This window comes from Serratia sp. SCBI, assembly GCF_000747565.1.
GTDB lineage: Bacteria > Pseudomonadota > Gammaproteobacteria > Enterobacterales > Enterobacteriaceae > Serratia > Serratia ureilytica.
On the sequence record NZ_CP003424.1, the window covers coordinates 3,572,429 to 3,598,136 of the forward strand.

Below are 25,708 nucleotides of genomic sequence, written 5' to 3' on the forward strand. Positions count from 1 at the left end.
TGATAAACCGGACACGCGTAGACTAGCCAGCATGTTGGACGCTATTGAGAATAATTGTCATGAATATGCTTTTCCCCCTGCTGGCCGTGCTGATTTGGTCGATTAACGCCGTCGTCAGCAAACTCTCCGCCACCGCCATCGATCCGGCAGCCATCTCGCTCTACCGCTGGCTGCTGGCGCTGATCGCCCTGACGCCGTTTGTGCTGCCGGGCGTGCTGCGCAATTGGGCGCAGGTGCGCGCCAACTGGTGGAAGCTGATGATCCTCGGCTTGCTCGGCATGGTGCTGTATCAAAGCCTGGCCTATTACGCGGCGCACAGCGTCAGCGCGCTGTTTATGGGCATCATCGTGTCGCTGATCCCACTGCTGACCATCCTGATCAGCATCGTACTGCTGCGCATTGCGCCGACCGTCGGCGTGCTGCTCGGCAGCATTCTCTCCTTCTGCGGTTTGATCTGGCTGGTCAGCGGCGGTCAGCCCGGCGCGCTGTTGCAGCACGGTATCGGCAAAGGGGAATTGATGATGCTGCTCGCCACCGCCTCTTACGCGCTGTATGGCGTGTTGACCAAACGCTGGGCCATCGCGCTGCCGAACTGGCAATCGCTCTACGTGCAGATCCTGTTCGGCGTGCTGTTGCTGCTGCCGAATTTCCTGATGGCGCAGGATGTTGGCTTGAACGGCCATAACCTGCCGCTGGTGCTGTTCGCCGGCATTCCGGCCTCGATCATCGCGCCGTACCTGTGGATCCAGGGCGTCCTGCGCCTGGGCGCCAACACCACCTCGATCTTCATGAACCTGGCGCCGGTGTTTACCGCCGCTATCGCGGTGCTGTTCCTGCATGAACAATTGCACGGTTACCACCTGATCGGCGGCGGCATCACCCTGCTGGGCGTGATCCTGTCGCAACGGCTGCGCACGCCGCTGACGCGTAAAGCCAAAGCCCCGGCGGCAGGCGCAGATTCCTGCAAAGAACAGGCCTAAGCCAGCAACCTGAAACGCACCCGCACCAACAGGCCGCCCAGCGCGGCGGAGCTCAACAGCTCCGGGCGGGTGCCGTGATACGCGGTGATGTCCTTCACCAACGCCAATCCCAAACCGGCGCCCGGCTGATCGCCCACGTTGTCCAAACGATGAAACGGCTGCAGCGCCAACGCCTTGTCCTGCAAGGCGATGCCCGGGCCGCTGTCTTCTATCTCCAGCACCCCTTCCCCCGTAGCCTTGTCCCGCGTAAGGCGGGCGGTCACCACGCCCTGACGCGGCGTGTATTTCAGCGCGTTGTCCAGCAGATTGGCACACAGCTCGGCCAACAGCAGCGGCTCCCCCGCGACCTGACATGCCGCTTCACCCTCGAAACCGAGATCGATCTGTTTGCTGCGCGCCTGCGGCAAGCGAGAGAAACAGGCGTCGCGCAGCACCTGCGCCAAATTGACCGGCTGCAGCTTGCGATCGGCGCTGTGCTCGCTGGCTTTCAGGCGCGAGAGGTGCAGCAGACGGTCGGTGAGCGCCACGGTGTTATCCAGCGTCGCGCTCATCGCCTGCAGACTTTCGCGCCACTGCTGCGGCCGATCGCTGGCCAGCGCCACCCCGACCTGGGTCTTCAGCACCGCCAGCGGGGTGCGCAGCTGGTGAGAGGCGTCGGCGCTGAAGCGTTCCTGACGCGCCACCATCAGCCGCAGCCGTTCGATGTAACGATTAAAGGCCACCAGCAGCGGCTGCATCTCCGACCAGGGAAGAACCCGCGGCAAAGGCGTCAGTTCGCCCGGATCGCGCCGCAGCATGATGCCGGAGAGTTTACGCATCGGCTTCAACACCCGCTTGAGCAGCGCGAACGCCAGGATCAGGGTCAACACCACCACCGTGCCCTGGCTCAACAGCGCCGCGATCATCATCTGCCGCGCCAGGTAACGACGCGATTCCAGGGTTTCCGCCACCAGAATGGTCGCCATGCCGCTCACGCCCGACTCGTTGACCGGTTGAAACAGCGCCGCCACGCGGATCGGCCGGCCGAGGTATTCCGCATCGTAGAAATGCACCAATGCCGGATAGAGGGTGGAGCGTGGAATGTGGGGCGGCAACGACGGCAAATCGTCATAGCCCGAGATGCTTTTCCCCTGCGGCGAGATCACCTCGTAATAGAGCTGATCGTTCATGTTGCGCTCGAAGCTGTCGAGCACCACATAAGGCACATCGACCGCCAGCTTGCCTTCGCGCACCACCAGCCGCTCCGCCACGGTGCGCGCCGACGCCAGCAGCGTGCGGTCGTAGGCCAGGGTGGCGGCGCTCATGGCGCTGAAGTAGTGGGTGTAGATAGAGATGCCGCCCAGCGCCAGCAGCGGCAGGCCAAAAAACAGCAGCAGTTGATAAAACAGCGAACGCGGCGCGTTAAACCACCGCATTGCACAGTTCCAGGCTGTAGCCCAGACCGCGCAGCGTGACGATCGCCACGTCGCTGCCCTGCAGCTTTTTTCGCAAACGGTGTACGTAAAGCTCGATGCTCTCCGGATTGGCCTCGTCAGACAGCGTAAACACCTGCTCAAACAGCTGCTGCTTGGCCACCGGGCGGCCGCGCCGGTGCATCAGCGCGGTCAGCACCGCCAGCTCGCGCGGCGTCAGCGCCAGCGGTTTGCTCTCCAGCAGGAAATAACCTTCGTCATGATAGGTCAACGCGCCGTATTGCAACGCCGGCTGCGCGGCGCCGACGCTGCGGCGCAGCAACGCCCGAATGCGCGCCTCCAGCTCGTCCAGTTCGAACGGTTTGGTCAGGTAGTCGTCCGCCCCCAGATTCAGGCCTTTCACCCGGTCGGTCACGTCGGTGCGCGCCGTCAGCAACAGCACCGGCAGATCCTGCCCGCGCTTGCGCAAGCGCGCCAGCAAATCGAGACCGTTCAGACGCGGCAACGCCACATCCAGCACCGCCAGCGCATAGCGTTCATTAAGCAACAGGTGGTCGGCGGCCACGCCGTCCGGCGCGACGTCGACGGCAAATCCGGCGCCGGTCAGCGCCTTTTGCAACCAGTGAGACAGCTCGGGGTGATCTTCAACCAATAACAGTCGCATGTTCCCATTCCATTGATTTACCTGAACAACCAGACACCGATGCGGCGTCTGTTAACAGGTCGATAACAGAGAATGGCATGGAAAATAAGGGGATAAAAGAGCGCCGCGCCGCCAGTTTTGGGAGCTGGCACACAATTATGCGTACTGGGGCGCGCTCGTATGACGCCTCAGATCAGCGTGATGGGGCTATCGGCGAGAGCAAGATCCAACACCGGACGCAGCTTGTCGGCGGTAAACGGCGAAGAAACCAGCACGGAGCGGTTGTTGGCGGCAAACACCAGATCGATGCCGGTCACGCAGGCGGTCATCGGGCAAACATACTTTTCACCGTCGGCGTTGACGAAATGCAGCTCAAATACGCCAATCTCAGGGCGCAAGCGCTTCAAACGACACTGCCCGGCTTCTCCCGCCATCTCGGCGTAGACCTCTGGCAACCGTTTAATCGCACATACCTTGGCGCTGTCCCTGCCGCCAAACAATTTCCCTAACGAAAACATATCACTGCATCTCTATTCATTTTATTACAGATGATTTTAACGCGAATGACTATCGGCAATCCTGACATTACGCAGGGTTTTGGCCGGTTTTGCGCGCTGTTCTCTGCGCCCATTCTATGTTAGCGCACCCGCCGTTCGCTCGCGACAAGAGACCCTAATCACAGACTGGAAACTTTTCCGGCCACTGAAAGGTAAATGAAAGGTTGTTGTTTTAACAATTCCGCAACCGCATTCGGCGGGATTCACCATCAGACAATACCGAGGGTAAGTCACAATGAAAAAAATAATGACCCGCACCTTTACCGCCGCCGCCCTGTTGCTGGCGGCCTCTCAGGCCTTTGCCGTGGAAGCGCCCAAACGCACCGAATGCATTGCGCCGGCCAAACCCGGCGGCGGCTTCGATCTGACCTGCAAACTGATTCAGGTATCGCTGCAGGACACCAAGGCCATTGATAAACCGATGCGCGTCACCTATATGCCCGGCGGCGTCGGCGCGGTGGCCTACAACGCCATCGTCGCGCAACGCCCGGCGGAGTTCGGCACCGTGGTGGCCTTCTCCGGCGGTTCGCTGCTCAACCTGGCTCAGGGCAAGTTCGGCCGCTACAACGTGGACGACGTGAAATGGCTGGCGGCGGTCGGTACCGACTACGGCATGATCGCGGTGCGCGCCGACTCGCCTTACAAAACCTTGAAAGACTTGATGGACGCTTTCCAAAAAGATCCCAACAGCGTGGTGTTCGGCGCCGGCGCCTCGATCGGCAGCCAGGACTGGATGAAAACCGCGCTGCTGGCGCGCGAAGTCGGCGTGGATCCGCGCAAGATGCGCTACGTGGCGTTCGAGGGCGGCGGGGAACCGGTCACCGCGCTGCTGGGCAACCACATCCAGGCGGTATCCGGCGATCTGAGCGAAATGGTGCCTTACCTGCAGGGCGACAAGATCCGCGTGCTGGCGGTGTATGCCGAGCAACGTCTGCCGGGCCAGTTGGCCGATATTCCCACCGCCAAAGAGCAAGGATACAGCCTGGTGTGGCCGATCATTCGCGGCTTCTACGTCGGGCCGAAAGTCAGCGATGAAGAGTATCAGTGGTGGATCGACACCTTCCAGAAAATGATGGCGACCGAGGAATTCAAACAGCAGCGCGATCTGCGCGGCCTGTTCGAATTCAACCTGACCGGCAAAGAGCTGGACGCCTACGTGAAGAATCAGGTTGCCCAATACCGTGAGCAGGCAAAAGTGTTCGGCCTGGCCAAATAACCGCAGGGGAAAACCATGAGCGATCGTATTTTTGCCGGCTTTTGGCTACTGCTGTGTATCGGCGGGCTGTTCATCGGCTGGGGCATCCAGAGCGAATACAGCTATGAACCGCTGGGGCCGCGCCCGTTCCCGCTGGCGATCCTCAGCCTGATGGCGCTGTGCGCGGCGCTGCTGTTGCTGCGCCGCCCGCAGGCGGTGGAATGGCCGCACCACAAGGTGATGCAGCGGCTGCTGGTGCTGGTGATCACCCTGGTGCTGTATGCCTGGGGGTTTGAATGGCTTGGCTTTCCGCTGGCGACCGCGCTGCTGACGTTCAGCATCGGCCTGCTGTTTCAGGCCAGCCTGCCGGCAGCGGCCATCTCCGGCGTCATCATGGGCGCAGCGTTGTACTACGCCTTTGACCAACTTCTCGATGTCACACTGCCGCTCGGCGCCTGGCTGAGCTAACGGGAGCGATGATGGATACCTGGATGTATTTGACCCAAGGGTTTGAAGTGGCGCTGGTGCCGCAAAACCTGATTATCGCCCTGATCGGCTGCTTCGTCGGCACCATCGTCGGCCTGTTGCCAGGGTTGGGGCCGATCAACGGCGTGGCGATCCTGCTGCCGCTGGCGTTCGCCCTCAAACTGCCGGCCGAATCGGCGCTGATCCTGCTGGCGACGGTGTATATCGGCTGCGAGTACGGCGGGCGCATCTCGTCGATTCTGCTCAACGTGCCGGGTGATGCGGCGGCGATCATGACCGCGCTGGACGGCTACCCGATGGCGCAGCAGGGGCGCGCCGGCGTGGCGCTGTCCATCTCGGCGGTCAGCTCGTTCGTCGGCTCGATGATCGCCATCGGCGGCATCATTCTGTTCGCGCCGCTGCTGGCCCGCTGGTCGCTGGCCTTCGGCCCGGCGGAGTATTTTGCCCTGATGGTGTTCGCCATCGCCTGCCTCGGCAGCATGATGAGCCAAAACCCGCTGAAATCGCTGCTGGCGGCGTTGATCGGCCTGGGGCTGGCGACGGTGGGCGTCGACGCCAACACCGGCGTTTACCGCTTTACCTTCGACAGCGTGCACCTCTCCGACGGCGTGCAGTTTATCGTGGTGGTGATCGGCCTGTTCTCGGTCAGTGAAATTCTGCTGATGCTGGAAAGCACCAGCGCCGGGCAAAAGCTGGTACGTAAAACCGGCCGGTTGCTGTTCAACCGCAAAGAAGCGGCGCAGTGCGCAGGCCCGACCCTGCGTTCGTCGGTGATCGGCTTCTTCGTCGGCATTCTGCCGGGCGCCGGCGCTACCATCGCCAGCGCGCTGACCTACATGACCGAAAAGAAAATCAGCGGCAACAGCGACACCTTCGGCAAAGGCGACATCCGCGGCGTAGCGGCGCCGGAAGCGGCCAACAACGCCTCGGCCTGCGGTTCGTTCATTCCGATGCTGACGTTGGGGGTGCCGGGATCCGGCACCACGGCGGTGATGATGGGGGCGCTGACGCTGTATAACATCACCCCCGGTCCGGCGATGTTTACCGAACAACCGGATATCGTCTGGGGGCTGATCGCCGCGCTGCTGATCGCTAACGTCATCTTGCTGATCATGAACCTGCCGCTGGTTGGCCTGTTCACCCGCATGCTGACCATCCCGCTGTGGTTCCTGGTGCCGGCGATCGCCGCGGTTTCCGCGGTGGGGGTTTATGCGGTGCACAGCACCACCTTCGACCTGCTGTTGATGGTCGGGTTGGGGGTGTTCGGCTATATCCTGCGGAAAATGCACTTTCCGATGTCGCCGCTGATTCTGGGCTTCGTGCTGGGTGAGATGCTGGAGCAGAACCTGCGTCGCGCGCTGTCGATCAGCAACGGTGAATTCGGCATCCTGTGGAGCAGCAGCATCGCGCAAACGCTGCTGGTGCTGGCGGTCGCGGTGCTGGCGCTGCCGCCGCTGCTGCGCCTGATGCGCAAACGCAGCCATCCGGCGGCCGAGGCCAAGGCCGAGTAACGCGTAACGGGCGGGAATTTCCCGCCCGTTGTGTTTAACGGCGCAAGGCCGCAATTCCCCTTTCCAGCGCCCCGATATCGTCATCGACGAGCAGGGGCTGAATCACCGCAAAGTCCGCCTCAGGCAACTCATAGAGCCGCAAGGCGAGCAAGCGCGCGATAACTTCCGGCGCGAATCGCCAACGGATAAACCTCGCCGGATTGCCGCCGACGATGGCATAAGGTTCAACGTCGCCGGTCACCACGCTGCCGGCGGCGACGATCGCCCCCTCGCCTATCGAGACCCCTGGCATCAACATCGCCCGCATGCCAATCCAGCAACCGTCGCCCAGCCGGGTATCGCCTTTGGGGCGGTACGCCTGTTTGATGGTTGCCATAAACGGATACAGGCTCAGCCAGTCGATGCGATGGGTATGGTTGCCGCCCATCAGGATCACCGCTTCGGCCGCGATGCAGACATAGTCGCCGATCAGCAGGCGGTCTATTTCTCCCAGCGGCTGCCATTGCCGGCTTACCGCGTCGCCGTGCAGATAGCGCACTACCGAGCGTTCGAAGCCGTTATCCCAACAGTCGCTGTAGTAGCTGTGGGTGCCTTTGACGATGATATTCGGGTTAGTCACCGTCTGATGCAGCAGCTCGGTGTTGGACCAGTGTTTTTCGGACATGGCGTATTCTCTTGTTACGGGAATAAAAGCCACGGAACGGAAGGTCTGTGGCCGTGTTGTCGTTCACTCAACACGGCCATTCAAGCGATAAGCGCTCGTTTCAACCTCGGGTTATTCATGATTACCGCCTCTCTTGCGAGGCGAAATGGTAACCGATCACGCCTCGGCGGTCTTGCTTTTCAACAGCAGCACCCCACCCATGACCAACGCGCTGCCCAGCAGCTGCAGCTGATTCATGTTTTCCCCCAGCAGGAAATAGGCGATCACCGCGGTGAAAACCAGCTCCAACGACAGGATCAGGTTGGCTACGGCCAGCGGCAGCGTTTTCAGGCTGATGTTATACAACCCGAAGCCCAACAGCGTCGGCCCGGCGGCCAGCGCCAGCAGCAACAGCCAGCCGCTCCACTGAATGCCCTGCGCACCGTGCGACAGGAACCACAGATCGCCGGCCATGCCGTGGAACGCCGCCAGCGGGAACGTCGTCAGCGCCGCGTTGAACATCAGCTGATACAGCGCCGAAAAACCGAAAACGTACAAAATGGTGTTCCACACCGGATAGCCCCGTTCGCTGGCCACCCGCCCGCCGAGGGTATACAGGGTATAGCCGATGCCCGACAGCATCCCCACCAGCAGCCCCAACAAGTCGAAGTGCTGGTTGCCCATGCTGTCACCGTTGCTGACCAGGAAACAACCGCCCAGGCTGATGGCGATCACCAGCAGTTGGCGCAGCGTCAGGCGTTCGCTGTACATCACCCAGCCGAGGAACACGGTAAAGCCCACCGAACAGTAGGTCAGAATGGTCGCCACCGATGCGCCGTTCAGCGCCACCGACAGCGTCCACAGGCTGTTGAACAGCGCCAGCAGCAGTCCGTAAAGCGCGTAGAACAATACCTGTTCACGGCGCAGGCGCGCCCACTGCGGTTTCACCACCAACAGCAGCGGCAACAGCACCAGCGCCACCAGCGCCGCGCGCCAGAACGCCAGCACGAAGGTCGGCAGGTGATAGTATTCGGTCAGCGCGCGGATGATGATGGCGGTAAAGGCCAGCAGCATGGCGCTGATAATGGCGATGACGTAACCCTGGCGGCTGCCCTGAAAGAGACGCGCGCCGGGCAGCAAAGGCCGGGCGGAAACGCCTGACGGTAATGACATGAGATCCTCGGGAAAATGGCGACATAAATGCTCAGGCGCACAGTGTAACGCGGCCATATTTTCCCACTATAGCCACTTTTCGGCCTTGTCATGCAGGCCACTTTTCTGCGCTTGAAGCCCTGTTGACATGGGGTATAGTAAAAAGCTCTCTCCCTAACCGGGCCAATTTCGCATGCACATTCCGTTAGATCGCGAGCAGGACGTTCCGCTCTATTTACAGATCGAAGAAGCGCTGCGGCGCGCCATCCTCACCGGCGTGTTCGTGGATGGCGACAAGCTGCCCTCGACGCGCACGCTGGCGGCCGAATTGGCGGTCAGCCGTTTGACGGTGGATAACGCCTATGCCGAACTGGCGGCCAAGGGCTTTTTGCACCAGCGCCGCGGCAGCGGCGCCTATGTTGTGCACCCGCAGGCGCAAACGCGCCCGGCCCGGCCGACCAGCGATGCCCCCTTCCCGCTGGAGAGCTTCACCACCCTCACCTCGCGGCTGGACGGCTATGCCGACGCCCCGCTGCCGGAGGGGCTGATCAACTTCGCCGCCGGCGTCGGCAGCCCTAAGGTGTTCCCGCTGGAGGCATTTCGCAAAGTGCTGCTGTCGGTGCTCAGCCGCCACGCGGAAGAGGCCTTCAGCTACGGCGAATACTGCGGCTACTACCCGCTGCGCGATACGCTGAGCCGCATTCTCAGCGCGCAGGGCATCCCCACGCAGGCGGAACAGGTGCTGATCACCAACGGCTCGCAGCATGCCATCAGCCTGGTGGTGCAAAGCCTGCTGGCGCCGGGCGATACGGTGATCGTCGAAGAACCGACCTACGCCGAAGCGCTGGGCCTGCTGCGCCAGCACCGCATCAATATCGTCACCGTGCCCGGCGATCGCCACGGCATGCTGGTCGAACGATTACCCGAGTTGCTGGAACGCCACCGCCCCAAATTGATCTACACCATCCCCAACTTTCACAATCCGACCGGCCGTTGCCTGAGCGAAGCTCGCCGGCGGCGCCTGCTGGCGATCGCCCAACAGGCCGGCGTGGTGATCCTGGAAGATGACTTCGTCGGCGATCTGCGTTACCAGGGCAAACAGCTGCCGTCGCTGCGTGCGCTGGCGCAACCGGGCGCGGTGATCTACGTCAGCACCTTCTCCAAGATGCTGCTGCCCAGCATGCGCATCGGCTATCTGGTGGCGGACAGCGAGCACTATCAGCGCTTCGCGCGGCGCAAGCACGTCGACAGCTTCACCAGTTCCAGCCTGATCCAGCGGGCGCTGGACGCGTTTGTCACCGTCGGCCGTTACGACAAGCAGCTGCGCCGCGCCGGGCGCGTCTATCGCCTGCATCTGGAAGTGATGATCGACGCGTTGCAACGGCGGTTGCCGCCGGGGTGCCGTTTCGAAACGCCGCAAGGCGGCTTGTTTATCTGGCTGACGCTGCCCGCGACAGTGACCACCACCGAGCTGATGCCGGTGGCCTGGCGGCACGGCGTCACTTTCGCGCGCGGCGAATGCTTTTATGCCCAGGAACAGCTGGGCGCGCACAGTCTGCGGCTAAACTTCGCCGCCAACTCGCCGCCGCAGATTGAAGAAGGTATCGCCCGGCTTAGCCGGGCGATTGAGGAAGTGATAGCAGAGAAAAACGCCGGTTAGACGGCGGCCCACCACAGCCGCAGCTTCATCCCCCAGTAGCTGGTCCAGCCGGTGGTGCTCTGCACCACCTTGCCCTGCGAGACCACCACGAAGGTCGGCGTCACGCCAATCTGCCACTGCGCCGACAGCGTACCGGCCGGATCGTTGACCACCGGCAGCGCCAGCCGTTTGCGCGCCAGCCACTGTTTCACCTGGGTATCGTCGCCCGATCGCAGCGCGACGGTCAGCACGTTGCCGCCCGCCGCCTGCAAACGGGCGACGTCCGGCGTGGTGAAACGACAAACGCCGCACCAGCTGGCCCAGAAGTAAACCAGCAGCGGCCGCTCATGACTGAGCTGCGCCAACGACACGCGCTCGTCATCCAACGTGGTCAGCGTCTGGGCATCGAAGGCCGGCGGCGCCTGCGGCGCGTTCAGCCAATCCATCACCGTGATCACCGCCAGTGCGATCAGCGCCAGCAGCAGCAACTCGCGCCCCCAGCGCTTGAGCTTAGCCATGGTTGGCCTTCGCCAGCTGCTGCTTCACCATCGCTTCCAGCTCTTCATAGGACACCGCCCCCGGCAGCATCCGATCGCCGATCAGCGTCGCCGGCGTCCCTTGTACGCCCAGTTGTTCCGCCAATTCCATATTGGTGCGCAGCGTGGTCATGCTCTGTTCGCTCGGCGCCACCGCCTTGACGCCGGTTTTCTCCTGCGCGGCGGCGATGCTGGCCTTGTCGTGGAAGCCCTTTTTCGCCATCAGCCGCTGATGCAAGGCCCAGAATTGCTCCGGGTGCTGCTGCCAGGTGGTGAGCGCCACGCGCGCCGAACTGACCGAACTTTCGCCCTTGAACGGCAACAGCTTCACCACCAGCGCCACATCCGGGTATTGCTTGACGATTTTCTCCAGCATCGGATCAAACCGCTTGCAGTACGGGCAGTTATAGTCGGTAAAGGTCACCAGCGTCAGCTTGGCGTTGGCGGCACCGAGGCGCGGGCTGGCCGGATCCTGATACAGCGTTTTGGCATTCTGCTTGATAGCCTGGCTGATTTGCTGGCCTGCGGTTTGCTGCTGCCAGGCGTCCACCGCCTGCGCCAGAATGTCCGGGTTGGACACCAGCGTTTCGCGGATCATCTCTTTGATACGCGCCTCTTGCGCCGGGGTGAAAGGCTCGGCGGCCCACACCGGGGCGGCGATGGTCATCAGTAAAATCAGTAGCTTTTTCATTGTTCGGTTCCTTTGGCATGGGAAAGCGTTTGCAGCACGGCGTCACGGGTCAACAGCGGGGATAACACCTCGCCGTCCGGGCTGCCGGGGCCATAGATTTGGTTGAAAGGCACGGCGACGCTGCCGCGCTTTTGCAGGAAGGCGCTGATGTCGGCCGACGGGCGGCTCCAGTCGCCGCGCAGCGCGACCACGTCATCGGCGCTCAACGCCCGCTGTACGTCATCGCGTAGCAGCACATTGAATTTGTTGGCTTTACAGGTCACGCACCAGTCGGCGGTGACGTCGACGAACACCCGTTTATGTTGCGCCAGCGCCTCGGCGATCGCCTGTTCGCTCAGCGGTTGCCACTGCACCCGATCCTGCAACGGCTGGCGCCACAGACCGGCGGTCAGCGAACCGGCCAGCAAGACGGCGCCCGCCAGCACCAACGTGCCCGCCGCCAGCTTGGCCGCCAACCGTGCCCCCTGCCGGCGCCACACCGCCAGCAGCAACGCCAGCAGCGCCAACCCCCCCAGCCACAGCGTAGCCTGCACGCCGATATGATTGCTCAGCAGACTCAGCAACCACAGCGACGACGCCAGCATCAACAACCCCATCGCCAGCTTGACGGTATTCATCCAGCGGCCGGGACGCGGCAACCGCAGCGCCAGCGAAGGCCAGGCGGCGATCAGCAGCCACGGCAGGCTCATGCCGATGCCGAGCGCGATGAACATGCCCCACAGCACCGGCAGCGACGCCGCCAGCGCGAAGGCCACCGCCGTGCCAAGAAACGGTGCCGAGCACGGCGTCGCCAGCAGCGTGGCGAACGCGCCCTGCCAGAAATGGCCGCTCAGACCATGCCCGTTATGGGTGGCCAGCGACGTGTTCAGATCGGAAGAGAGGCGCAGATGAAACAGGCCAAACAGGTTGGCGCTGAACAGCAGCGTCACCAGCACCATAAAGCCGATAAACCACGGATTCTGGAACTGAATGCCCCAGCCGAGCGCGTGGTTGCCGAGCCGCAGCAGCGTCATCAGCAGGGCCAACGCCATAAACGAGGCGACAATACCCAGCGACGATGCCAGGAACTGCAGCCGTACGCTGCGCCGATCGCGCCGCTCCACCTGCAGGATGGAACCGAGCTTGATGCCCAACACCGGCAGGACGCACGGCATCAGATTGAGGATCAACCCGCCCGCCAGCGCCATCAATACCGCCTGCCATAACGGAAATGCCGCACTGGCGGGCGCGGCCAGCGGCTCGCCGATCGGCAGCGTAATCTGCTGCGCCATGCCGCCGTCGTCGATCACCAGCGTCAGCGTTTTGCCGCGCAGATCCGGCGCCGCCTCTCCCCAACCATCGCTGACCGGGACTCGCGCCAGCAACTGATCGCCGTCGGTTTCAACCTGCGGCTTGCCGAGATCGGCATCCGCCAGCGTATCGAAGAACAGCGCGGGCCGCTGCCAACCGTCGGCGCGTTCGGCGGCAATCTGCAGCTCACCGCTGCGATACCCGGCCTTGACGTTATCCGTCAACCCGGCGGCGATCGGCACTTGCCCCATCGCCTGCGCGAAGTCGTGATTAAACTGCGGATCGTTCGGCGCCGTCAGGTCCAGACTGAACGGGTAGTCGGTCAGAATGCAGACATTGCTGCAGGTGGACAACGTCAAAGAGCCCGCCAGCGGGCCGGATACCGAGCCTGGCATCACGATCGGCAGCGTGACCCGATCGTGATAGCCCTGGGTGGAAATGCCGGCCACCTCGAAACGCTGCGGCGTCGGCCAGTGCCAGGTCGCCGGCGGTGGGTGGCCTTGCCAGACGATAGCCGGCGCGATGCCGCCTTCACCCGGGGAACGCCAGTAAGTTTTCCAGCCTTTTTGCAGCTCGACCGACAGCAGCAGACGGGTCTCTCCCGGCTGTGACGTGTCGGCGCGCAGCCGCACCTTGGCATGATCGTTGGCCGGATTTTGCAGCCAGCCGCTGTCCGCCGCCTGCAAGGCGGGCAGCCACAGCATAAACAGGCAAGCGCAGGCCAGCCTGATAATTTTCAACATGTTAATTCTCCATAAATGATTAATTCACCGCGAAAAACGGGCGATTAACTCATTCACGGAAGACGCATAATCGAAGGTGCACCCTGAGGGTGGGCGGAGAAATGGCGCGAGGAGGAGGAATGCGCAGACGCGCGGCAATGGTCGGCGCCAACAGCGCCAGCAGCAGACCCAGACCGAACAGCATGGTTTCGAACATTACCGGCGGCGCGGCCAGCAATGATTTGGCGCTCAGTTCACAGGGCGTCGGCTGCGCTTCGGCGGCGGCGTCGCTGGATTGAACGGCGGTAGCGGCCGGGATCCCCAGCGTTTGCTGCAGCGCATGCAGGCCCGCCATGCGCTGGGTCATGCACGTCAGCACCACCAGGCAAGCCAGGCATAAAAACCATTTTGCAATCCGCTGCCGTTTAACCATGCCATCCTCATGTTCAGATCTGGGGTTATCTTAGCGGCGCAGACGCGATTAGCAACGTTTTGTCGGTAAAGAAATGTCTGAGCGGCGGTATTGATGGCGGCGAATTACAGGTATCATAGAGGGTAAGCCTGCGCTTTTCGCCGGGTACGATGACGATTCTCTCCTCCAGGCACACTGCGGGGATACACAGCGAAGGACTGGTGATATGCAACCTTTGAGTGGGCCGGGCACCCCAATCGCCGGCGAGCGCCCCCCTTCCCCGGGCAAAACGGCGGCCACTGACGATCAACCCCTCTCTCCGGCGCAGCGCACAACGCTGGAAAAACTGATCGTGAAAATCATGACGCTCAGCCCGGTAAAATCGGCAGAGATCTGGGCGTCTCTGCGTCACGATCTCGGCGCCGACAAAGGCGGCGAACTGCTGGCGCGCCATTTTCAACCGGCGGAACAGCTGCTGCAAACGCGCCTGACGCAGGCGCAGCAAAACCATGCCGGGCGCCAACTGCTGCAACAGCTGGCCGAGTTGCTGCCGCAGGGCAATAATCGCCAGGCGGTCAGTGACTTTATTCGTCAACGGTTCGGCCATACGGTGTTGAGCCAGTTAAGCCCACCACAGCTGCAGCAGGTGCTGAATCTGTTGCAGACCGGCGGCCTGACCATTCCCCAACCGCAGCAAACCGCCACCAGCGATCGCCCGCTGCTGCCCGCAGAGCATCAAAGCCTGCAGCAGCAGGTTACCAAACTCAGCGCCGCGACCGGTGAAGCGCCGGCTAAAATTTGGCAAACGCTGTTCGATCTGGCGGGCGTGAAAACCAACGATCCGCTGCCGGCGCGCCACTTCCAGCTGCTGAACCAGTTTTTACAGGTGAAGGTGGCGCTCAGCCCGCAGAACGCGCCAACGCTGAACAACCTGCTGGCGGCGCTCAAACAGCCGGCGGATGAGCAAGAACTGCAGCAGATGAACGACTATTGCCAGACGCGCTTCAACTGCGGCGCCAACGCGCCGCTGACGCATCCGCAAATGAGCGACGCCATTCATCAGCTGTTTGCCCGCCGTCTGGAGAAAGCCGGCCAGGCGCAGCCGATCGCAAGCCCCTCTATCGAACCGCAGCCGCTGCTCAACCCGCTGATCGCCACCCTGCCTCTGCCGCTGCAAAAAGCGCTGAGTAAGCCCGCCGTGGCGCTGATCCTGCTGCTGTTGGCGTTGGCCGTCGTGCTGGCGCTGGTGTTTTAACGCCTCAGGCGCAGCCGCAGTCCGCTGCGGCCGCCCGGGAGCGCAGCGACCCCGGCAGTTCGCCGATGGCCAACGGATGGCCGTCGCGCAGCCAGAAATCCAGCCCGCCAATCAACTCCTTCACCCTAAACCCCAACTTCGCCAGCTTGTAGGCGCCTTTGGTGGAGCCGTTGCAGCCGATGCCGTCGCAGTAGGTCACATACACCTTTTGGCGATCCAGGTGCGCCGTGCCGGCTTCATCCATCAGGCGATGCGGCAAGCTGAATGCGCCGGGGATATGCCCGGCGGCGTACAGCGCCTCCGCACGGGTGTCGATCACCACCATCCCGTCCACGCCATTGCGCAAATCTTCCGCCACGTCCCAGGCATCCGCATAGCGACTCAGTTTAGCCGCCAGATAGGCCAGGCTCTCTTCCGGCGCTGCCGGCGGAAAGGCCAGCACCAAGGATTCTTTCGACATATCACTCACTCCCGTTGATCAAGACAGATGACAATAGTGCCCGATTTTGGTCTTATGATTGATACCCATTTTTTACTCATGATAAGACCCATTATGCGGCACACGCTGATCACGCTGTTTCAGCAATCGCCCCAGGCCATCGGCACGCTGCGCGATCGTCTGTGTGCGGCATTGCGGCAGGCCATCCACCACGGCGCATTGAGCGTTGGGCAACGGCTGCCCTCCAGCCGAGTGCTGGCTGGGGATCTGAACCTCTCAAGGGTGACCGTCGAAGCAGCCTACGGCCAGTTGGAGGCGGAGGGGTATTTGCAGCGCCGCGTCGGCCAGGGCACATTTGTGGCTATCCGCATCGCCAAATCGCCGCCGCCGGCGACCCGCACCGCCATGCCGCGCCTTTCGCTGCGCGGCCAACAGATCGTGCACACCGGCGGCTGCCGCGATCCGCAGAACCCTCAGGCCTTCGCTGCCGGCTCGCCGGACCTGCGCGCGTTTCCGCTGGCCCTGTGGAAGCAGTTGACCGCTCAACGCCTGCGCCTGCAGGGGGAAAGCCTGCTGCGCTACGGCGATCCGCAAGGCTATCTGCCGCTGCGCGAAGCCATTGCCGCCCACGTCAATCAAACGCGCGGCGTAGTCTGCGATGCGAGCCAGGTTATCGTGCTGACCAGTTCGCAGCAGGCGCTGCAAATGATCGCCACCTTACTGTTGGACAGCGGCGACAGCGTCTGGATGGAAGAGCCGGGTTACGCCGGGGCGAGAAACGCCTTTATCAGCGCCGGCGCCGCGCTGACGCCGGTGGCGGTAGACGGCGATGGCCTGCGAGTAGAACCTTCCTTGCCCGATCCGCGTTTGATTTATCTGACGCCCTCGCACCAATACCAGACCGGCGCGGCGCTCAGCCTGGCACGCCGCTTGGCGTTGCTGGCGCAGGCGGAGCGGCAACAGGCCTGGATCATTGAGGACGATTACGACAGCGAGTTTCACTACGACGGGCTGCCGATTCCGGCGATGCAAGGCCTGGATCGCCATGGCCGGGTGCTCTATCTCGGCACCTTCTCCAAATCGTTGTTCCCTTCGCTGCGGCTGGCGTACCTGATCGTGCCGCCCGCGCTGGCCGCCCCCTTCGTCACCGCACGCACGGTCTATGACGGCCACAGCGCGCAATTGATGCAGGCGGTGACCGCCGAGTTCATCCGCCAGGGGCACTTCGCCGCGCATATTCGTTACATGCGCCAGCTCTACCACAGCCGGCGCGATGTGCTGCTGACGGAAGTGCGCGAAAAGCTGAGCCACTTCGCCACGGCCGCTACCGCCGCCGCCGGCCTGCAGCTCAGCGTTTGGCTGCCGCCCGGCCGGGAGGCGGCGCTCAGCCAACAGGCGCGGCGGCTCGGCGTTCTTACGCCCGGGTTAACGGCGCAATACCAAACGGTTCAGGCCCAGCGCGACGGCTGGCTGCTGGGTTTTTCGGCCCTGACGCCGGGCGAGATCCGCAGCGCCGTCGAGCGGCTGGCGCGGATCGCCGCGGCTTAGCCCTGCCCCGGAGAGACGCCGGCCGGCTTATTGCTCGGTCAGGCGCATCTCCGCCACCAGCGGCAGGTGATCGCTCACCGCCGGCCAGTGCACGCCGTTCCAATCGCCGCTGGCGTTCGGCACCGTCAGGCTGTCCAGATGCCAACGCTGCGCATTGCCGCTAAAGATGTAATCCACCTTGATTTCGGCGTTTTCCGCCGGCCAGCTGCGGCCATCTCGCCCATTGGGCATGATGTCGTTCCAATAGCGGCTCAGCTCCAGCCAGGTGACGCTGCCCGGCACGTCGTTCATGTCGCCGAACAGCAGTTTGATGCCGCGCACTTCGATGGTGCGATCGTTCAGCTCCCGCACCTGATCCAGACGCATCGTCGGATCTTCCTTGGTATCGAGGTGGGTGTTGAACAGGGTGATCGGCGTCGGGAACTCCGGCACATCGACCTTGGCGCTGAAGGCGATGCGCTGCTCGCGCTGGCCGGACGGCAACGGATAGATCACGGCGTCGTGCAGCGGATACTTCGAGAGAAACGCCAGGCCGTATTCACCGCCGTCGAAATCGATCGCCCGGCCGAACACCGCCTGCATGCCGGTCAGCTTCGCCAGTTCCGCCGCCTGATCGACCCGCCCGCTGCGGGCGGTGAGTTTATCCACCTCCTGCAGCGCCACCACGTCGACGTTCATCGCGCGAATCGCCTTGGCGATAGCGGTCATGTCGCTGACCTTGCCGGCGGCGATATTGAAGCTGGCGACGCGGATCTTCGGCGCCTGTTCCAGCTCGTAGGTTTTGTTCTTCAGGCCGCCCAACGCGCTGGCCACCTCGCGGCTGTTGGCGTTGCTGTTGGCGTGCCCGGTATCGGCGGACGACCAGGCGCTGTGAGAGATGCCCAGGGACAGTAAGGTGATGAGCAAAGCGTGACCGGTGTGCATGAATTCTCCTTGAGGGACAGATAAGTGTTATGCGGGCGCTTCCCGGCCCACAGCTAACACCGATTTTGCCGCAGTAACCTGCGACTATTTCCTAGTTGCACCGCTATTTTTCGTTTCTGCGCGATGCTTCGCATTCTGGCGGTTTACGCATTGCGCCGTTGGACAATCGGCTGATTTCGTTTTAAAACCGGTAGATTGCCAACCGCGAGGAGTTCCGATGACCAGCCCGATTGCCGAACAGCTTACCGAACGTTTCTTCCGCTATCTGGCGGTGACCAGCCAGAGCGACGCCGCCGCAACCGCCCTGCCCAGCACGCCGGGGCAGCATGAGATGGCGCAACTGTTGGCGGACGAGCTGCGCCGGCTCGGCCTGGCCGACGTTCAAATCGACGAGCACGCCACCGTGACCGCCCGCAAGCCCGGCACCCAACCCGGCGCGCCGCGCATCGGCTTCATCACGCATATCGACACCGTGGACGTCGGCCTGTCGCCCGAGATTCGCCCGCAGCGCCTGCGCTTCACCGGCGAGGATTTATGCCTGAATGCCGAGCAAGACATCTGGCTGCGTACCGCCGAGCATCCGGAGATCCTGCCCTACCGGAACGAAGAGATCCTGTTCAGCGACGGCACCAGCGTGTTGGGCGCCGACAATAAGGCGGCGGTCACCGTGGTGATGACGCTGCTGGCCAACCTGACCGCGGCCGATCGCCACGGTGATATCGTAGTGGCGTTCGTGCCGGACGAAGAAATCGGCCTGCGCGGCGCCAAGGCGCTGGATCTGCAGCGTTTTCCCGTCGATTTCGCCTACACCATCGACTGCTGCGAACTGGGTGAAGTGGTGTACGAGAATTTCAACGCGGCGGCGGCGGAGATCCGCATCGAGGGGGTGACCGCCCACCCGATGTCGGCGAAAAACGTATTAATCAACCCGATACGCATCGCCAACGACATCATTAACCGATTCGACGTGCAGGATACCCCGGAGCACACCGAAGGGCGCGAGGGCTATTTCTGGTTCACCGATCTGGCCGCCAACGCCAATCAGGCGACGCTGAAGGTGTCGATTCGCGACTTCGATCGCGCGGCGTTCGAGGCACGCAAGGCCCGCCTTGAGGAGACGGTGCGCCAGGTGGCGGCCAACTATCCGCGGGCCAACGTCAGCTGCAGCGTCAGCGACATCTACAGCAACATCAGCAACGCCATCGGCGAGGACCGGCGCGCCATCGATCTGATCTTCGGCGCCCTCGCCGCCCACGGCATCCCGCCGAAGGTGATCCCGATGCGCGGCGGCACCGACGGCGCGGCGCTCTCCAGCCGTGGCATCCTGACGCCCAATTACTTCACCGGCGCGCATAACTTCCACTCGCGCTTCGAGTTTTTACCCGTCAGCGCCTTCGTGAAATCCTATCAGGTGACCCGCAGCATTTGCCTGCTGGCCGCGCGACAAAGCGGCCAACCGGCTTAGCTCATCACCCAGCCGAGCAACGCGGCCCATACCAACAGCGGCAGCGAATAATAGTGGAAGCGCAACCAGATCTTGCGCTCCCCCGCCATGCGCAGCGCAATCAGGTTGGCGAGCGATCCGATCGCCAACCCGAAGCCGCCGGCGTTGACCGCATAGGCCAGCTGAGCGCTGGAGGGCACATAGTTGAGCAACAGTATGGTGGCCGGCACGTTGCTGACGATCTGCGACAGCCCGACGCCCAACGCATACACGCTCCCCTCGCTCAGCCCGGCGATGGCGGCGAACGCCGGCTGAAGCGGCGGCAAACGGGTAAACAGGCCGACATCGATGAACATGGCGGCGAACACGAAAATCAGACTCCAGTCGATCTGCAACAGCACTCGGCGCGCCAGCAGCAAGAAACCGGCGAACACCGCCAGCAGCCCGTACAACGGCAGATCGAAATCGAGACACAGCAGGAAAACCGCATACAGCCCTACACAGCTCAGCAACAGCGGCCGCTGGTAGGGATACCCCTCGGTATTCGGCGTTTTCACGATGTCGCGCGCCGGGAAGCTGAACCAGGTCAGCGCCAGCAGGCTCAACATCATTGCGGCGCCAAACGGCGCCATCTGGCCGATGAAACCGAGGAAAGAGAGGCCGGAGCGGCTCCACAGCAGGATATTTTGCGGGTTGCCGATCGGCGTCAGCAACGAACCGGCGTTCACCGCCAGCGCCTGGAAGATGATCAAGCGACCAACCGGCAGCGCCGACAGCTTTTTTAGCGTGATGGTGAGCGGAATGACGATAAACAGCGCCACATCGTTAGTAAGAAACGACGACAGCAGCGCGGCGGAAAACACCAGGAACAGCGCCAGCCGCCGTTCGCTGTGCAAGCGGTTGATAATCTTGCGGCCGACAAAATCGAAGTAGCCGCTAACCTCCACCCCTTTGGTCAGCAGCATCAGCCCCAACAGGGTGATGAGGGTACGGCCGTCGATGAAACCACCCAGCGCCGACAGCGGTTGCGGATGAAAAGCGAACATCGCCACGCCGGCCAGCAGCAATGCATGCAAGAAGCGATCTTTGACAAAGGGGTGGATAAGCCGAGAAATGGCGGTTGAACTCATAGCGGCAGTGTGAACCTCACCGAAAAGAATGGGCAGACGTTAGCTCAGACGCGGCTTCAGCGCCAGCAAAATGCTATTTTACCTTTATCCGCTTTTCATTTGCCGCGCTTTACTTTATTTGTAGCGGCTTTCACGGTTTCAAAGGACATGTTATGGCTTCCCTGCTCGCCAAAGGGGCGTTGCTCAGCGCCTTATGCGCCCTGCTCGTCGCCTGCGACGATTCCGCCTCTCGCCCGCAAATCGATATCGACGGCAAGACCATGGGCACCTTCTACAGCGTTAAGGTCAGCGGTGACGTCGCGATCGGCAAACAAGAGCTGCAGCGGCAGATCGACACGGTGCTCGAACGGGCCAACGACGATATCTCTACCTACCGCGCCGATTCGGTGCTGTCGCGGTTTAACCGCAGCGCCAGCCTCGAGCCGCAGCCTATCCCGCGCGGCATGGCGGACATCGTATTGATGGCCCAACGCATCGGCCGCGATACCGGCGGCGCCATGGACATCACCGTCGGCCCACTGGTGAACCTGTGGGGGTTCGGCCCAGACAAGCATCCGGTCAAGGTGCCGGAACAGGCGCAGATCGACGCGGCGAAGCAGAACATCGGCCTGCAGCACCTGAAGCTGATCAGCGACAATCGCGGGGAGTGGCTGCAAAAAGATCTGCCGGGCATGTATGTCGATCTCTCGACGCTGGGCGAAGGCTATGGTGCCGATGAGCTGGTGCGCCTGATGAACCGTCACGGCATTACCAACTACCTGGTGTCGGTAGGCGGCGCGGTCTCTTCACGCGGCGTCAACGGCCAGGGCAAACCCTGGCGGGTGGCGATCCAAAAGCCGACCGACCGTGAAAATGCGGTGCAGGCGCTGGTGGATCTGCACGGTTACGGCATCAGCACCGCCGGCAGCTACCGCAACTACTTCGAACAAAACGGCCAGCGTTACTCCCATGTCATCGATCCGACCACCGGCAGGCCGATAAACCACCGACTGGTTTCCGCCACGGTGATCGCCCCGACCGCACTCGAGGCCGACGGCTGGGATACCGGCTTGATGGTGCTGGGCCCGGAGAAAGCGTTGCAGCTCGCAGAAGAGAAAGGGCTGGCGGTCTACCTGATCAGCAAAACCGACGACGGTTTCAGCGCCGTGATGACGCCGCAGTTCAAAGCATTTTTAGTGCAGTGAGATAAAAAAGCCCGGCGCGCAATGGCCGGGCTTATTCCTGTTCCGCGCCGATCACTTGGTCAGCGCGATGATACCGAGGGTCAGACCGGCAACCGCCGCCGCACCGCCGGCGATCGCGCCCGCGGTTTCCCAGTTATCCTGAGTGGTGCCCTTCATACAGGTGTTGGTGTGCACCAGACGCCCCTGGTCATCGTAGACCGGCACGCAGGGAGAATCGGTGGCGCATCCGGCCAACACGGCCGACAGTAACCCAACCGCAATTAACTTTTTCATACTTCTTGCCTCAATGTTCGATCACTTTAGAAAGCTACGCCGAGCGATAATCACGCTACCTGGCTATTGTATGCCCAACGCGTGTAATGGCGAGGTAATGATGTGTCAGGGGATGTGATTTGGGAAAACTCCGAGCGCCCGGCCGGTGGGCTTCGGGCAGTAAAAAGCCCGCGAAAACGCGGGCTTTTTGGCGGAATGACGCGCCGGCGGGATTATTTCGCCAGTTTGCGCATCACCAGCGTGGCGTTGGTACCGCCGAAGCCGAAGCTGTTGGACATCACGGTGGTCAGCTCGCGCTGGGTCGGCTGAGTCACGATGTTCATGCCGGCCGCCTGTTCATCCAGGGTTTCGATGTTGATGCTCGGTGCGATAAAGCCGTGCTCCAGCATCAGCAGGCTGTAGATCGCTTCCTGCACGCCCGCGGCGCCCAGTGAGTGGCCGGTCATTGCCTTGGTGGAGGAGATAGCCGGGGTATTGTCGCCGAACACTTCACGAATGGCGCCCAGCTCTTTCACGTCGCCTACCGGCGTAGAGGTGCCGTGCACGTTGATGTAATCGATCGGCGCATCCAGATCCTGCATCGCCATCTTCATGCAGCGCACTGCGCCTTCACCCGAAGGGGCAACCATGTCGGCGCCGTCGGAAGTCGCGCCGTAGCCGACGATTTCCGCATAGATGTGCGCGCCGCGCGCCAGTGCGTGCTCCAGCTCTTCAACCACCACCATGCCGCCGCCGCCGGCGATGACGAAACCGTCACGATCGGCGTCATAGGTGCGGGACGCTTTTTCCGGCGTGTCGTTGTATTTGGTGGACAGCGCGCCCATCGCATCGAACTCGCAGGCCATTTCCCAGCACAGCTCTTCGCCGCCGCCAGCGAATACGATGTCCTGTTTGCCCAGCTGGATTTGCTCAACCGCGTTGCCGATGCAGTGCGCGGAGGTCGCGCAAGCGGAGCTGATGGAGTAGTTCACGCCGTGGATTTTGAACGGCGTTGCCAGGCAGGCGGAAACGCCGGAAGCCATGGCCTTGGTCACCACGTACGGGCCAACCGCTTTCAGGCCGCGCGGGCTGCGCATCGCATCGGCGCCGAACACCTGGAAGCGCGGAGAACCGCCGCCGGAACCGGCGATCAGGCCCACGCGCGGGTTGTTTTGATACTCTTCTTCCTTCAGGCCGGAAGACGCGATCGCTTCTTGCATCGCCAGGAAGGCATAAATGGAAGCGTCGCTCATGAAACGCACCGCCTTGCGGTCGATCAGGCCGGTAGTGTCGAGCTTAACTTGCCCCCATACGTGACTACGCATGCCGGAATCTTTCAGCTCCTGGGAGAAAGTGATCCCAGAACGTCCTTCCTGCAGGCTTGCCAGGACCTCCTGCTGGTTATTACCAATGCTGGAGACAACTCCCAGGCCAGTAATCACTGCACGTTTCATTCAATACCTCTTCCACTATTTACCTACGGGATTTTGCATCGCACTTTAGCGTACAGATGTAAGCCGAACAAGTCCGATCAGCGTTTTTCAGCTTTATTGTTGTCCAGTTTGCGCCGGGGCGCCAGCGCCGTTAGAATTCGCGGCATCCCTTGAATTTCGAGCCATTGACCGTGAACCACGCCCCCATCCAAACCGCAACGCTAACCTGGAACGAACAGGGTACACCTGTTTCGAAACAGTTTGATGACGTCTATTTTTCCAATCAGGATGGGCTGGAAGAAACCCGCTACGTCTTCCTGCACGGCAATCGGCTGCCGCAACGTTTCGCCGCCCATCCGCGCTCGCTGTTTGTCGTGGCGGAAACCGGGTTCGGCACCGGGCTCAATTTCCTCACGCTGTGGCAGGCCTTCGCCGGCTTCCGTCAGGCTGAGCCGGACGCGACGCTGCAGCGCCTGCACTTTATCAGCTTCGAAAAATTCCCCCTCCAGCAGGCTGACCTGGCGGCGGCGCATGCACGCTGGCCAGAGTTGGCGCCTTATGCCGACGAGCTGCGCGCCCAGTGGCCGCTGCCGTTGCCGGGTTGCCATCGCCTGCTGTTAGCCGAAGGACGCATTACGCTCGATCTGTGGTTCGGCGACGTCAACGATCTGCTGCCGCAGTTTGACGCCAGCATGAATAACCAGGTGGATGCCTGGTTCCTCGACGGTTTCGCGCCGGCAAAAAACCCCGACATGTGGACCGATCAACTGTTCGCCGCCATGGCGCGCTTCGCCCGGCCGGGAGGCAGCTTCGCCACCTTTACCGCCGCCGGCTTCGTGCGCCGCGGCTTGCAACAGGCCGGTTTTCAGGTCAACCGCTGCAAAGGCTTCGGCCAAAAGCGTGAGATGCTCGCCGGCGAGCTCCCGGCCGATGCGCAGCCCGCCGCACATCCGGCGCCCTGGTATCGACGCCCGGCGGCGGACAACACCGCCGACATCGCCCTGATCGGCGGCGGCGTCGCCAGCGCGCTCACCGCGCTGGCCTTGCTGCGCCGCGGCGCCACCGTCACGCTGTACTGCGCCGATGAGCAGGCGGCCGAGGGCGCATCCGGCAACCGCCAGGGCGCGATTTATCCTTTGCTGAACGGCAGCGGCGACGCGCTGGAGAGCTTTTTCAGCGCCGCGTTTCCCTTCGCCCGCCGCCAGTACGATGCCCTGTTGCAACAAGGCGTCGCCTTTGATCACCAGTGGTGCGGCGTCAGCCAGTTGGCCTATGACGAAAAGAGCGGCGCCAAGATCGCCAATATGCTGAAAACCGACTGGCCGCAGGCCTTGGCGATGGCGGCCGACCGCGAGACGCTCAGCGAACGGTGCGGCGTAGATACCGGCTTTGGCGGCATCACCTACCCGCTAGGCGGCTGGCTCTGCCCGGCCGAGCTGACGCGCGGCGCTATCGCGCTGGCGCAGCGTCAGGGCTTGGTCTGCCACTACCGGCACGATGCACAGAGGCTGACGCAGGAAGAAAACGGCTGGCGCATCGATTTCGCCAACGGCGACAGCCGGCGCCATGCGACGGTGATCCTGGCCAACGGCCATCGGTTGGCCGAACTGGCGCCGACGGAAGCCCTGCCGCTGTATTCGGTACGCGGGCAGGTGTCGCATATCCCGACCTCGCCGGCCCTCGGTCAATTGAAACAGGTATTGTGTTACGACGGTTACCTGACGCCGGTTAATGCCAACAACGGCCACCACTGCATTGGCGCCAGCTACCAGCGCGGCGACATCGCCACCGACTACCGCGAGCAGGAGCAACAGGAGAACCGCGAGCGCCTGCTGCGCTGTCTGCCGGAGCAGGCCTGGCCGCAGCAGGTGGACGTCAGCGCTCATCAGGCGCGCTGCGGCGTGCGCAGCGCCACCCGCGATCATCTGCCGATGGTCGGCGCGCTGCCGGACTATCAGGCCACGCTGGCGCAGTATCAGGATTTGCAGCGGCAGAACCAGCGCGGCGAAACCGTCGCCGATGCGCCGGTCTATCCCGGTCTGTTCGCTATCGGCGGGTTAGGCTCGCGCGGCTTGTGCTCGGCGCCGTTGGCGGCGGAAATTTTGGCGGCGCAGCTGTTTGGCGAACCGTTGCCGGGCGATGCGCGCCTGCTGGCGGCGTTGAATCCGAATCGGATGTGGGTGCGGAAATTGCTGAAAGGGCGTGCGGTTTAATCAACCTTGAGGGGCGC

General features: G+C 62.6%; 24 protein-coding genes. 10 read left to right on the forward strand and 14 right to left on the reverse strand.

The window, feature by feature from the left end; translation table 11 throughout:
• Positions 1 to 59 precede the first annotated feature (59 nt).
• Positions 60 to 980, forward strand: a complete 921-nt coding sequence (locus SERRSCBI_RS16745) for a DMT family transporter (RefSeq protein WP_033651953.1) — start codon at positions 60 to 62, stop codon at positions 978 to 980.
• Here the strand turns inward: SERRSCBI_RS16745 and SERRSCBI_RS16750 are convergent.
• From SERRSCBI_RS16750 to SERRSCBI_RS16760, 3 genes are all read right to left on the reverse strand, one after another.
• On the reverse strand, positions 977 to 2,395 hold the full coding sequence (locus SERRSCBI_RS16750) for a sensor histidine kinase (RefSeq protein WP_033651954.1): 1,419 nt from the start codon (positions 2,393 to 2,395) through the stop codon (positions 977 to 979). The genes SERRSCBI_RS16745 and SERRSCBI_RS16750 overlap by 4 nt on opposite strands.
• Positions 2,382 to 3,056: a transcriptional regulator TctD gene (tctD, locus tag SERRSCBI_RS16755; RefSeq protein ID WP_033643888.1), complete on the reverse strand. Its 675-nt coding sequence runs from the start codon at positions 3,054 to 3,056 to the stop codon at positions 2,382 to 2,384. The genes SERRSCBI_RS16750 and tctD overlap by 14 nt, the downstream gene beginning before the upstream one ends.
• Before the next feature lie 167 nt (positions 3,057 to 3,223).
• Positions 3,224 to 3,553 carry a hypothetical protein gene (locus tag SERRSCBI_RS16760; protein ID WP_033651956.1) on the reverse strand — a complete coding sequence of 110 codons (330 nt, stop codon included), beginning with the start codon at positions 3,551 to 3,553 and terminating at the stop codon, positions 3,224 to 3,226.
• Positions 3,554 to 3,827: 274 nt separating this feature from the next.
• On the opposite strand from SERRSCBI_RS16760, the gene SERRSCBI_RS16765 reads away from it, so the two are divergent.
• Genes SERRSCBI_RS16765 through SERRSCBI_RS16775 form a run of 3 tightly spaced genes read left to right on the forward strand, consistent with a single transcriptional unit; the run spans position 3,828 to position 6,784 of the window.
• On the forward strand, positions 3,828 to 4,808 hold the full coding sequence (locus tag SERRSCBI_RS16765) for a tripartite tricarboxylate transporter substrate binding protein (RefSeq protein ID WP_042785108.1): 981 nt from the start codon (positions 3,828 to 3,830) through the stop codon (positions 4,806 to 4,808).
• Positions 4,809 to 4,823: 15 nt separating this feature from the next.
• Entirely contained in the window at positions 4,824 to 5,255 is a 432-nt protein-coding gene (locus SERRSCBI_RS16770) for a tripartite tricarboxylate transporter TctB family protein (protein ID WP_033643891.1), read from the forward strand.
• 11 nt (positions 5,256 to 5,266) lie between these two features.
• Positions 5,267 to 6,784 carry a tripartite tricarboxylate transporter permease gene (locus tag SERRSCBI_RS16775; RefSeq protein ID WP_042785109.1) on the forward strand — a complete coding sequence of 506 codons (1,518 nt, stop codon included), beginning with the start codon at positions 5,267 to 5,269 and terminating at the stop codon, positions 6,782 to 6,784.
• A 34-nt stretch (positions 6,785 to 6,818) separates the two neighbouring features.
• Here SERRSCBI_RS16775 and SERRSCBI_RS16780 read toward each other — a convergent pair whose 3' ends face one another.
• Together SERRSCBI_RS16780 and SERRSCBI_RS16785 are read right to left on the reverse strand one after the other, a co-directional pair.
• Positions 6,819 to 7,448 carry a CatB-related O-acetyltransferase gene (locus SERRSCBI_RS16780; RefSeq protein ID WP_042785110.1) on the reverse strand — a complete coding sequence of 210 codons (630 nt, stop codon included), beginning with the start codon at positions 7,446 to 7,448 and terminating at the stop codon, positions 6,819 to 6,821.
• Between the two features lie 156 nt (positions 7,449 to 7,604).
• Positions 7,605 to 8,600: a DMT family transporter gene (locus tag SERRSCBI_RS16785; RefSeq protein ID WP_033651959.1), complete on the reverse strand. Its 996-nt coding sequence runs from the start codon at positions 8,598 to 8,600 to the stop codon at positions 7,605 to 7,607.
• Between the two features lie 172 nt (positions 8,601 to 8,772).
• Between SERRSCBI_RS16785 and SERRSCBI_RS16790 the strand changes: the two genes are divergently transcribed.
• A complete protein-coding gene (locus SERRSCBI_RS16790) occupies positions 8,773 to 10,239 on the forward strand; it encodes a PLP-dependent aminotransferase family protein (RefSeq protein WP_042785111.1) in 1,467 nt (488 codons plus the stop codon).
• On the opposite strand, the gene SERRSCBI_RS16795 is transcribed toward SERRSCBI_RS16790, so the two are convergent.
• The 4 genes from SERRSCBI_RS16795 to SERRSCBI_RS16810 are packed head-to-tail and all read right to left on the reverse strand — an operon-like array spanning position 10,236 to position 13,890.
• On the reverse strand, positions 10,236 to 10,736 hold the full coding sequence (locus tag SERRSCBI_RS16795; protein WP_042785112.1) for a protein disulfide oxidoreductase: 501 nt from the start codon (positions 10,734 to 10,736) through the stop codon (positions 10,236 to 10,238). The two genes, SERRSCBI_RS16790 and SERRSCBI_RS16795, sit on opposite strands and share 4 nt — an antisense overlap.
• A complete protein-coding gene (locus tag SERRSCBI_RS16800; protein WP_042785113.1) occupies positions 10,729 to 11,445 on the reverse strand; it encodes a DsbA family protein in 717 nt (238 codons plus the stop codon). Before SERRSCBI_RS16800 ends, SERRSCBI_RS16795 begins: the two co-directional genes overlap by 8 nt.
• Positions 11,442 to 13,478: a protein-disulfide reductase DsbD gene (locus SERRSCBI_RS16805; RefSeq protein WP_042785114.1), complete on the reverse strand. Its 2,037-nt coding sequence runs from the start codon at positions 13,476 to 13,478 to the stop codon at positions 11,442 to 11,444. The genes SERRSCBI_RS16800 and SERRSCBI_RS16805 overlap by 4 nt, the downstream gene beginning before the upstream one ends.
• A 49-nt stretch (positions 13,479 to 13,527) precedes the next feature.
• A complete protein-coding gene (locus SERRSCBI_RS16810) occupies positions 13,528 to 13,890 on the reverse strand; it encodes a hypothetical protein (RefSeq protein ID WP_042785115.1) in 363 nt (120 codons plus the stop codon).
• Positions 13,891 to 14,095: 205 nt separating this feature from the next.
• Between SERRSCBI_RS16810 and flk the strand changes: the two genes are divergently transcribed.
• On the forward strand, positions 14,096 to 15,124 hold the full coding sequence (flk, locus tag SERRSCBI_RS16815; protein WP_033643901.1) for a flagella biosynthesis regulator Flk: 1,029 nt from the start codon (positions 14,096 to 14,098) through the stop codon (positions 15,122 to 15,124).
• A 4-nt stretch (positions 15,125 to 15,128) separates the two neighbouring features.
• Here flk and SERRSCBI_RS16820 read toward each other — a convergent pair whose 3' ends face one another.
• Positions 15,129 to 15,584: a rhodanese-like domain-containing protein gene (locus SERRSCBI_RS16820; RefSeq protein WP_033651965.1), complete on the reverse strand. Its 456-nt coding sequence runs from the start codon at positions 15,582 to 15,584 to the stop codon at positions 15,129 to 15,131.
• Between the two features lie 93 nt (positions 15,585 to 15,677).
• On the opposite strand from SERRSCBI_RS16820, the gene SERRSCBI_RS16825 reads away from it, so the two are divergent.
• Positions 15,678 to 17,111, forward strand: a complete 1,434-nt coding sequence (locus SERRSCBI_RS16825) for a PLP-dependent aminotransferase family protein (RefSeq protein WP_198036326.1) — start codon at positions 15,678 to 15,680, stop codon at positions 17,109 to 17,111.
• Between the two features lie 27 nt (positions 17,112 to 17,138).
• Here the strand turns inward: SERRSCBI_RS16825 and SERRSCBI_RS16830 are convergent, their stop codons facing one another.
• A complete protein-coding gene (locus SERRSCBI_RS16830; protein ID WP_042785117.1) occupies positions 17,139 to 18,035 on the reverse strand; it encodes an endonuclease/exonuclease/phosphatase family protein in 897 nt (298 codons plus the stop codon).
• A gap of 217 nt (positions 18,036 to 18,252) precedes the next feature.
• Between SERRSCBI_RS16830 and pepT the strand changes: the two genes are divergently transcribed.
• Entirely contained in the window at positions 18,253 to 19,500 is a 1,248-nt protein-coding gene (pepT, locus tag SERRSCBI_RS16835; RefSeq protein WP_042785118.1) for a peptidase T, read from the forward strand.
• Here the strand turns inward: pepT and SERRSCBI_RS16840 are convergent.
• Complete coding sequence (locus SERRSCBI_RS16840; protein WP_033643905.1) at positions 19,497 to 20,609, reverse strand: SLC13 family permease; 1,113 nt, start codon at positions 20,607 to 20,609, stop codon at positions 19,497 to 19,499. The genes pepT and SERRSCBI_RS16840 overlap by 4 nt on opposite strands.
• Positions 20,610 to 20,761: 152 nt before the next feature.
• On the opposite strand from SERRSCBI_RS16840, the gene apbE reads away from it, so the two are divergent.
• Positions 20,762 to 21,793 (forward strand): FAD:protein FMN transferase ApbE, encoded by a 1,032-nt coding sequence (apbE, locus tag SERRSCBI_RS16845; protein ID WP_042785119.1) that lies wholly within the window; start codon positions 20,762 to 20,764, stop codon positions 21,791 to 21,793.
• 51 nt (positions 21,794 to 21,844) lie between these two features.
• Here the strand turns inward: apbE and SERRSCBI_RS16850 are convergent, their stop codons facing one another.
• On the reverse strand, positions 21,845 to 22,066 hold the full coding sequence (locus SERRSCBI_RS16850) for a hypothetical protein (RefSeq protein WP_004936201.1): 222 nt from the start codon (positions 22,064 to 22,066) through the stop codon (positions 21,845 to 21,847).
• A gap of 212 nt (positions 22,067 to 22,278) precedes the next feature.
• Entirely contained in the window at positions 22,279 to 23,499 is a 1,221-nt protein-coding gene (fabB, locus tag SERRSCBI_RS16855; protein ID WP_016926857.1) for a beta-ketoacyl-ACP synthase I, read from the reverse strand.
• 170 nt (positions 23,500 to 23,669) lie between these two features.
• Between fabB and mnmC the strand changes: the two genes are divergently transcribed.
• Entirely contained in the window at positions 23,670 to 25,691 is a 2,022-nt protein-coding gene (gene mnmC / locus SERRSCBI_RS16860; RefSeq protein WP_042785762.1) for a bifunctional tRNA (5-methylaminomethyl-2-thiouridine)(34)-methyltransferase MnmD/FAD-dependent 5-carboxymethylaminomethyl-2-thiouridine(34) oxidoreductase MnmC, read from the forward strand.
• Positions 25,692 to 25,708 lie beyond the last annotated feature (17 nt).